Genomic DNA, 7688 nt, shown 5'->3' on the forward strand with positions numbered 1-7688 from the left:
TGCACCTCGCCGCAACCATCTTATGGATGCGATAAGTGTCCACAGAACCTAGGCGTCGATAGCGGCCAGTGCGCCGTCGGGCAGCGGGCGCTGGAGCGCCTTGGCCGTCTCCCACGGCGCCGTCATCCAGGCCTCAATCTCGTCGGGTTGCGTCAGGATCACCGGCATGGCCTTGGGGTGAACCGCGCCAACCTCGGCGTTGGGCTCGGTCGTCGGAAAGGCGAAGACGTCGATCGTCTCCATGCCGGTCTTCAAAAAGGGGATGTTCACCGCCACATCGGGCGAACCAAGGGCGGTCTGAACTCCAAGCTGCACACGGTCTGCGACGGCCGGGGCAGGCCCGTGATCATGCTGTTGTTCGAAGGCCAGATGAGCGATCACAAGGGGGCCGGTAACCTGACCCGCTCTCGTCCGGGCTTGATACGGACGGGCGACCACCGGCAGAGAGCTTTAAGAGCGACTCGCCTCATTCCAGCGCCTTCATGACCACTGCGGTGTCGGTGTATTGGACAAACCGCACCAGCTTTCCGTCGAGCAGGGTCCACACATGGGCGAACGGCGCGCGAAACGCCTTGCCGGACTTGAGGTAGCGGCCGCTGTAGTGGCCGAGAACGACGACCGTGTCGCCTTGCGCGACATAGGTGTCGGGCTCAGCCTGATAACCCTCCCACTCGGTGGCGAGCCGGGCGAACACCCCCTGCACGATTGCGTCGGGGCCTGAGTAGAGGCCGGCGTAGGGATAGCCTTCCGCCTCCGTCCATTGGATGTTCGGGGCCATGTCGGCGAGAACCGCTTCGAGATTCCCCGTGGCGAAGCCGGCGTACAGACGTTGCACGACCGCGGTGTTTCTCTGTGTGTCTGGCATAGAGAGTGTCCTTGTGTTGGTCCGCGCGCCGTTGATCGGGGCGACGGAGGCGGTGGATCGGAATCTTCGAAGTTTCAGTCTGGTCGAAGGCGGCGGTGTGGAACGGGGCGGGGTCGTTCGGGCGGGACAGGCGGCGACCCCTCAGGGGGCGGATGCGGTGCGAAGCGGATTTCGAACCGGGCTCCTGATAGGGGAGCGGGCGCATAGCGAACCTCGGCGCCTATACGCTCGCAGAGGGTGCGGACGATGAACAGGCCCAGCCCTGCACCGCCCGGATTTCGCTCGTCTGCGGATGGCGCGCGCCAGAATTTGCGGAAGATGTGGGAGCGGTCCTGCTCACGCACTCCCGGCCCCTGATCCTCGACCGCGAGGACGGTGCGGCCGTGCTCGTCCTGGCAGGACACGACGACCCTGTCGCCTGGGGATGACGCCTGGATCGCGTTGGTCAGCAGATTGTCGAGGATCTGGGCCAGAGCGCCCGGCTCACCCAACGCCAGGATGGGGAAAGGGCCAGCGCGCAAGGACAGATCGACCTCGGCGCCCTTCGCCAGAGGCGTGACCCGCGCCAAGGCTTCGCAGGCCTGTTCGTGCAGATCGATCACCGCTAGGGACCTGGCGCATCGGTCCGCCTGATGATCGTCCAGAAGACGGCCGATCAAGCTCAGCATGGCCTCGACGCTACGGCGGGATTCCACCATCACCTGCAGGAGGAGCGCCGCGTCGCCCGGCGACCGCTCGGTCGCCAGTCTCATCAGGTTGCGCAGCCCGAGCAAGGGGCTGCGCAGATCATGAGCGGTGACGGCCATCAGGTCGTCCAGTTCCCGGTCGCGCGCTATCAGACGCTGGTTCTGTCGCCAGATCACAGCCCTCTGTTCGTGGTCCCGGCGGCGGGCGCTGTAGATCAACAGGCCCGAAGCGATCGCCACGGCGGTGCAGATCAGCCACGTCAGCACCGCGACGGCCTTCTCCCACGTCGTCACTGGCATTCGGAGCACGACGACGGCGTAGCTGATCAGGCCAGCGCCCAGGATCGTCATCAGGGTTCTGGGGGAAATACGAAGACGAGAGCGACAGCCAGAACAACGAGGGGGTAGCCGCTGGTGAGCCGGCCATCCTGGGCGATCACCGACACCGCCGCCTGCGCCAGACCCAGGCTGAAGATCGCAAGAAGAACCGGAAGCGCGCGCCGCAGCCCGGCGACACGGCCGTGGCGAACCGGTGCGGCCGCCAAGCCGAAGCCCAGAAGGACGGGAAGGGAACCGACCGCCAGCCAGCTGTCGACGGTCATAACGCTGGTTAGGCCCAGATAGATCTGGATGACGCTGTTGGCGAGGCTGACGATGACGGCGAGCTCAACCCGGTGGAGGTTGATCTGAACCGCCGCGCTTTCGAAGGGTTCGGACGCCTCAGGGGCGGCCTCGTAGTCCCAGCGATGACGAAGCCGCGACGCCAACCCCTGATCGACCTTAGCCATCCGCGTTCTCCGCAAGCCTGGCCGCAGCGAGGCGTTCGAGAGACCGCACGCTGTCGAGGCCGAGCTTGATCTTGAGCCGCTCGCGGTAAGTGCCGATAGTCTTGACGCTGAGGCAGAGTTCGCGCGCCAGGGACTGGAGGTCGAGACCCTGCGCCATCAGGGTCAGGACCTGTTGTTCCCGCGGCGACAGGTCGTCGATCGCCGGCCTTGTCGCGGCGTCTTCGGAGACCCGCCAGGGAGTCGGCAAGCCTGGACGCAGATAGACGAGGCCAGCCAGAACGGCGACGATGGCGCGCTCGACGGTCTCCAGCCCCTCGGTTTTCGACACATAGGCTCGGGCGCCGGATCGCAGGGCCTCACGCGCATGCACCGTCTCGTCCTGGCTGGAGTACACCACGATCCGCGTTCCCGGCGAGGCGGCGACGACGTCTTCGATCAGGTGATGGCCGTCCCGACCGCCCATCACCAGATCCGTGACCATGACGTGCGGCCGCAACTCTTCCGCCAGACGCCGGGCGTCGTCCGCGTTCGAGGCTTCGCCGCAGACGCAGTAGCGCGGATGATCCCTCAGCAATAGCTGGAGGCCGAACAGCATGACGGGGTGGTCGTCCACGATCAAGACGCGGGCCGGCTTGTGCATCGGTTCTCCCCGACTTCGGAGACATGCTCTTAGCGCGTCGCACGCAGCCGCTGTAGGTCAATGACCTACAACAGCAGGAGACGACCGTTGTACTGGCCTGCCGGATCGGGGGGAGCGGATCGGGGGCAGTCGGATGTCGAACAGGTTGAACCGCGCCTCCAAGGCGGCGCCGAGACACAATGCGCGCGCACCCCGGACGGCCATAGGAACGCTGTCCTCAGCGCTCGGGCGGGCGCTGGCGAGGACCGCCGCTCCGTCAGCGCGTGCGCTGTCGTGCCTCATCCTCGCTCTCGCGGCGGTCGCTGTTCCATCCGGGGTTCTAGCGCAGTCGGGTGCGTGCCAGGCGGTTTCCGGGTTCTCGGGACCCTTCGTCGTAGACGCGGCGGGCAATGAAACGACCAAGGTCAAATACCCAACGGAACAACGGTTCGCTCAGGGAGAGACCATAACCTATGCCTGGTCCGGAAACACCCGGGGCGCCTATGTCTCCGTTAAGTACTCCCAGACCAATTCAAGTTCTGAGCAAGGGGTCACGGACTCGACGGCAGACAGCGGTAGCGGATCGATCACGGTCGACTGGACACGGAACTCTCCCCCCTCAAGTGACACCTTCATCGCCAGCCTGGCAAGCGGGCCCGGTCGCACGAAGGGACCCTCGTCGTCCTGGAACAGCCGCGTCGAGTTTACGCTGAGCTGTTCGCCTCCGCCGGTCACGATTTCCATCAACGACTTCGTTCAATCGGAAGGCGATCGCGGCACGACGCTCTTCTTCCCCACCGTGTCCCTGTCCCGAGTGAGCGACACCCCGATCTCTGTCAATTTCACCACGGCGGACGGGACCGCGACCGTCGCCGACGGCGATTATGCTGCGACGAGCGGCACCCTGACTTTTTCGCCCGGAGACAGGTCCAAACAAGTCGCTGTGTCCATCAACGGCGACCTTCAAGCGGAGGCCGATGAGACCTTATTCGTCAATCTGAGCGGCGCGACCAACGCCACGATCGCTAAGGGCCAGGGAATCCTGACCATCAGGAATGACGATATCGCGCCGATTGTTACGCAGATCACACCCCCCAGGGGCCTACCGCAGGGGGGATCAGCATCGCGATCAGGGGGTCGGGTTTTTCCAATGTTTCGGGCCCCTCGGGCGTAAGGTTCGGTTCGACGCAGGCCACGAGCTACGTGGTGAACAGCAACGCAGAAATCGTGGCGGTGGCGCCCGCACTGCCGGCGGGCGTGGTCGATGTGACCGTGACGAACGCGACCGGCGTCAGCGCGACGTCAGCCGCGAGCACATATACCTACGTCGCTGCGCCAACTGTGACCGCGATCTCACCGACAGCGGGGCCGCGCAGCGGCGGAACGATCGTGACGCTCGCGGGTACGGGGTTCGCGTCCGCAGCGCGGGCGGGGGCGGTACGGTTCGGAGCGGTCGGCGCGGCCTATACTGTGGACAGCGATACCCAGATCACGGCGACGGCTCCGTCCGGTACGGACGTTGTGGATGTCACTGTTACGACTCCGGGCGGGACCAGCGCGACCTCCTCGGCGGATCGGTTCACCTATTTGGCGCCCCCGACCGTCACGCGGGTCTCGCCAGCTCAGGGAACGACCGCCGGTGGTCAGTCGATTACGATCGGCGGCTCGGGATTCACAGGCGCGACTGTCGTCGGCATAGGCGCTGGAGCCGCCACGGGCGTCACCATCGTCAACGACACCCAGATCACAGCGACGACGCCGGCGGGCGCAGCGGGTTCCGGCGATGTCCGGGTCACGGCGCCAGGGGGCATGGCCACACTTATCCGGGGCTACACCTACATCACGCCGCCCACGGCCACTGGCCAGACCGTGACGACAGCCTATCAGACGGCGCGGACCATCACGCTCCAGGGAACGAACGCCGCCAGCTACGCCTATACGCAGCCGCCGGGCGGCGAAGGCATCGTCTCGGGGGCCGGGCCCAACGTCACCTTCACACCGGCATCCGGTTACAGCGGCACGACCAGCTTCACCTTCACCACGGAAAACGGAACCGGCCCCGGCGCGCTGCAATCGGCGCCGGCGACCGTCACCGTCACCGTCACCCCGGCCGCGCCGACTGTGCTGGCCCAGCCCTCAAGCCAGTCGGTGACGGCGGGCGCGACGGCGACCTTCGCCGCTCAAGCATCGGGGGCGTCGACCGTTCAATGGCAGGAATCGTTCGACGGCGGCGCCAGCTGGGCCGACATCGCCGGCGTGACCTCGACTGTCTATACGTTGCCCGCGACGACGATGGGCGACGACGGCAAGCGGTTCCGCGCCGTGTTCAGCAATGCAGGCGGGACCACAGCCAGCAACGTGGCGACTCTGACCGTCGTCGCGCCAACCATCACCATCGCCCCGACCGCCTTGTCGAGCGCCAGGGTCGGCGTCTCCTACAGCCAAACGATCATCGCCAGCGGCGGCACGGCTGACTACCGCTTCGCTTTGACGGACGGCGCCTTGCCGGCTGGTCTGAACTTGTCTTCCACAGGCGTACTCAGCGGCACGCCGACGTCCGGCGGAAACTTCACCTTCACCGTGAAAGCGACCGATGGTTCTTCGGCAGCGGGCGGTCCCTTTTCCGGCAGCCGCGCCTATTCGCTGACGGTCGTCGACGCGATGATCGCCGTTGGGCCGGCATCCTTACCGACGGGCGACGTGGGCGCGGCCTACAGTCAGACCTTGACGGCCAGCGGCGGCACGGCGCCTTACCGTTACACCGTGACCGGCGCCTTGCCACCCGGCATCACGCTGGCGTCCAACGGCGTGCTGTCGGGGACGCCCACAGCGCGCGGCAGTTTCAACTTTACGATCACGGCAACGGACAGTTCAACGGGAGCGGGTTCCTACAGCGGCTCGCAGGCCTATTCCCTCAAGGTCAATGCGCCTCCGCTGACGCTATCTCCCCTCAGTCTGCCCGACGGACAGGCCGGGGTCGCTTACAGCCAGACATTGAATTCCACGGGCGGCGTGACTCCGTACCTCTATACAATCTCGGAGGGCGCGCTTCCCGCCGGCCTGACCCTCAATGCCACGACCGGCGCGATCAGCGGCACGCCAACGGCCCAGGGCGCCTTCCGCTTCACCGCGAAGGTGACGGACAACGCTGCTGTCTCGATCAGTTCGGCCTATTCGATCGTCATCGCAGCTCCGACGATCGTCATTACGCCGACCACCCTGCCGGCCGGCGAGACTGGCGTCGCCTACAGCCAGACCTTCAGCGCGACCGGCGGAATATCACCGTATGTCTATTATGTCGGTGCGGGCGCCCTGCCCGCGGGCCTGTCTCTGTCGTCCTCCGGCGCGCTTTCCGGCACGCCCACGGCGTCGGGGAGATTCGACTTCACCGTCACGGCGACGGATTCGTTGGGCGGGACAGGGACGTTCAGCGCCAGTCGAGCCCTGACCCTAACGATCGACGCACCCACCATCGCCATGACGCCCAACGCTTTGCCGAACGCCAGCGTGGGCGCCGCCTATAGCCAAAGCATCACCGCCGCAGGCGGCGTCACGCCCTACAGCTATGCCGTTACGGCGGGCGACCTGCCGGCTGGCGTGACCTTGGCGACGAACGGCTTGCTTTCCGGGACCCCGACGGCGGGAGGGAATTTCAGCGTCACAATCACCGCGACCGACAGCTCGACCGGAAGCGGCGCGCCGTTCAGCGCCAGTCGCGCATATACGCTGATGGTCGGGGCGGGGACGATCACGGTCATGCCGACCTCATTGGCGGGCGGTCAGGTGGGAACACCCTTCAGTCAGCAGCTTTCGGCGTCCGGCGGGACAGGTCCCTACGCCTTCGTGATCTCGGCAGGCGTTCTGCCGGCCGGTATCAGTCTGTCGTCCTCCGGCGTGATCAGCGGCACGCCGGGGCAGAGCGGTCTCTTCAACTTCAGTATCACGGCGACCGATTCATCGGGCGGCTCGGGTCCGTTTTCAGCGATCCAGGCCTATGCCTGGAGCATCGCCGCGCCCAACCCGCCAATCGCGGGTGATGTCTCGGCGTCGGTCGGCTACGGCTCGACCGACAACCCGATCACAGCCAATCTCTCAGGCGGAACGGCCGACAGCGTCGCCGTGGCCGCCGGTCCGGCCCATGGCGTCGTGTCGGTCAGCGGGAAGGGCTTTCTCTACACGCCCGTCGCAGGCTACTTCGGCATCGATAGCTTCACCTATACGGCGAGCAACAGCGGCGGCGTCTCGGAGCCAGCCACCGTCAACATTACCGTGGGCACGCCGCCTGCGCCTGACACGACGAACGTGTCAGGCGTGACGGTCCCCTACGACAGCCCCGGTCAGGCCATCGATCTGTCGACCTCGATCAGCGGCGTCTATGCGTCGGTATCGGTGGCGACGGCTGCGCCCCACGGGACGGTCGGCGTGTCCGGTTCGGTCGTCACCTATAGGCCGACGGCGGGCTATTATGGCCCAGACAGCTTCACCTATACGGCGACCGGCCCGGGCGGGACGTCCAGCGCCGCGACCGTGTCGCTGATGGTGGCGACGCCTTCGGCCCCGACGGCGGCGAACCGCTCCGGCGTGGCGGTCCCCTACGACAGCCCCGGTCAGGCCATCGATCTGTCGCCCTCGATCAGCGGCGTCTATGCGTCGGTATCGGTGGCGACGGCTGCGACCCACGGGACGGTCGGCGTGTCCGGTTCGGTCGTCACCTATAGGCCGACGGCGGG

General features: G+C 66.3%; 7 protein-coding genes and 1 pseudogene. 3 read left to right on the top strand and 5 right to left on the bottom strand.

The features are described from left to right. Nucleotides 1-267: 267 nt before the first annotated feature. Nucleotides 268-390 (top strand): annotated as a pseudogene (locus RTU05_RS16070) (IS5/IS1182 family transposase); the annotation flags it as partial. 76 nt (nucleotides 391-466) lie between these two features. Here RTU05_RS16070 and RTU05_RS16075 read toward each other — a convergent pair. The 5 genes from RTU05_RS16075 to RTU05_RS16095 form a co-directional block, all read right to left on the bottom strand. Beyond that, entirely contained in the window at nucleotides 467-835 is a 369-nt protein-coding gene (locus RTU05_RS16075) for a nuclear transport factor 2 family protein (protein ID WP_312599339.1), read from the bottom strand. A 104-nt stretch (nucleotides 836-939) separates the two neighbouring features. Then, complete coding sequence (locus tag RTU05_RS16080; RefSeq protein ID WP_312599340.1) at nucleotides 940-1902, bottom strand: HAMP domain-containing sensor histidine kinase; 963 nt, start codon at nucleotides 1900-1902, stop codon at nucleotides 940-942. After that, the gene (locus tag RTU05_RS16085) at nucleotides 1902-2339 is read right to left on the bottom strand and encodes a hypothetical protein (protein ID WP_312599341.1); all 438 of its coding nucleotides are present in this window, start codon (nucleotides 2337-2339) and stop codon (nucleotides 1902-1904) included. Before RTU05_RS16085 ends, RTU05_RS16080 begins: the two co-directional genes overlap by 1 nt. Continuing rightward, a complete protein-coding gene (locus RTU05_RS16090; protein WP_312599342.1) occupies nucleotides 2332-2979 on the bottom strand; it encodes a response regulator transcription factor in 648 nt (215 codons plus the stop codon). Before RTU05_RS16090 ends, RTU05_RS16085 begins: the two co-directional genes overlap by 8 nt. 480 nt (nucleotides 2980-3459) lie before the next feature. Further along, nucleotides 3460-3702 (bottom strand): hypothetical protein, encoded by a 243-nt coding sequence (locus RTU05_RS16095; RefSeq protein ID WP_312599343.1) that lies wholly within the window; start codon nucleotides 3700-3702, stop codon nucleotides 3460-3462. 70 nt (nucleotides 3703-3772) lie between these two features. On the opposite strand from RTU05_RS16095, the gene RTU05_RS18340 reads away from it, so the two are divergent. Both RTU05_RS18340 and RTU05_RS16100 read left to right on the top strand, forming a co-directional pair. Then, complete coding sequence (locus RTU05_RS18340) at nucleotides 3773-4132, top strand: Calx-beta domain-containing protein (RefSeq protein WP_409411641.1); 360 nt, start codon at nucleotides 3773-3775, stop codon at nucleotides 4130-4132. After that, on the top strand, nucleotides 4087-7688 hold a 3602-nt coding region (locus RTU05_RS16100; RefSeq protein WP_312599344.1), incomplete at its 3' end, for a putative Ig domain-containing protein. The genes RTU05_RS18340 and RTU05_RS16100, both read left to right, overlap by 46 nt.

The organism is Brevundimonas sp. (assembly GCF_032017145.1).
In the GTDB taxonomy this organism is placed as follows: domain Bacteria; phylum Pseudomonadota; class Alphaproteobacteria; order Caulobacterales; family Caulobacteraceae; genus Brevundimonas.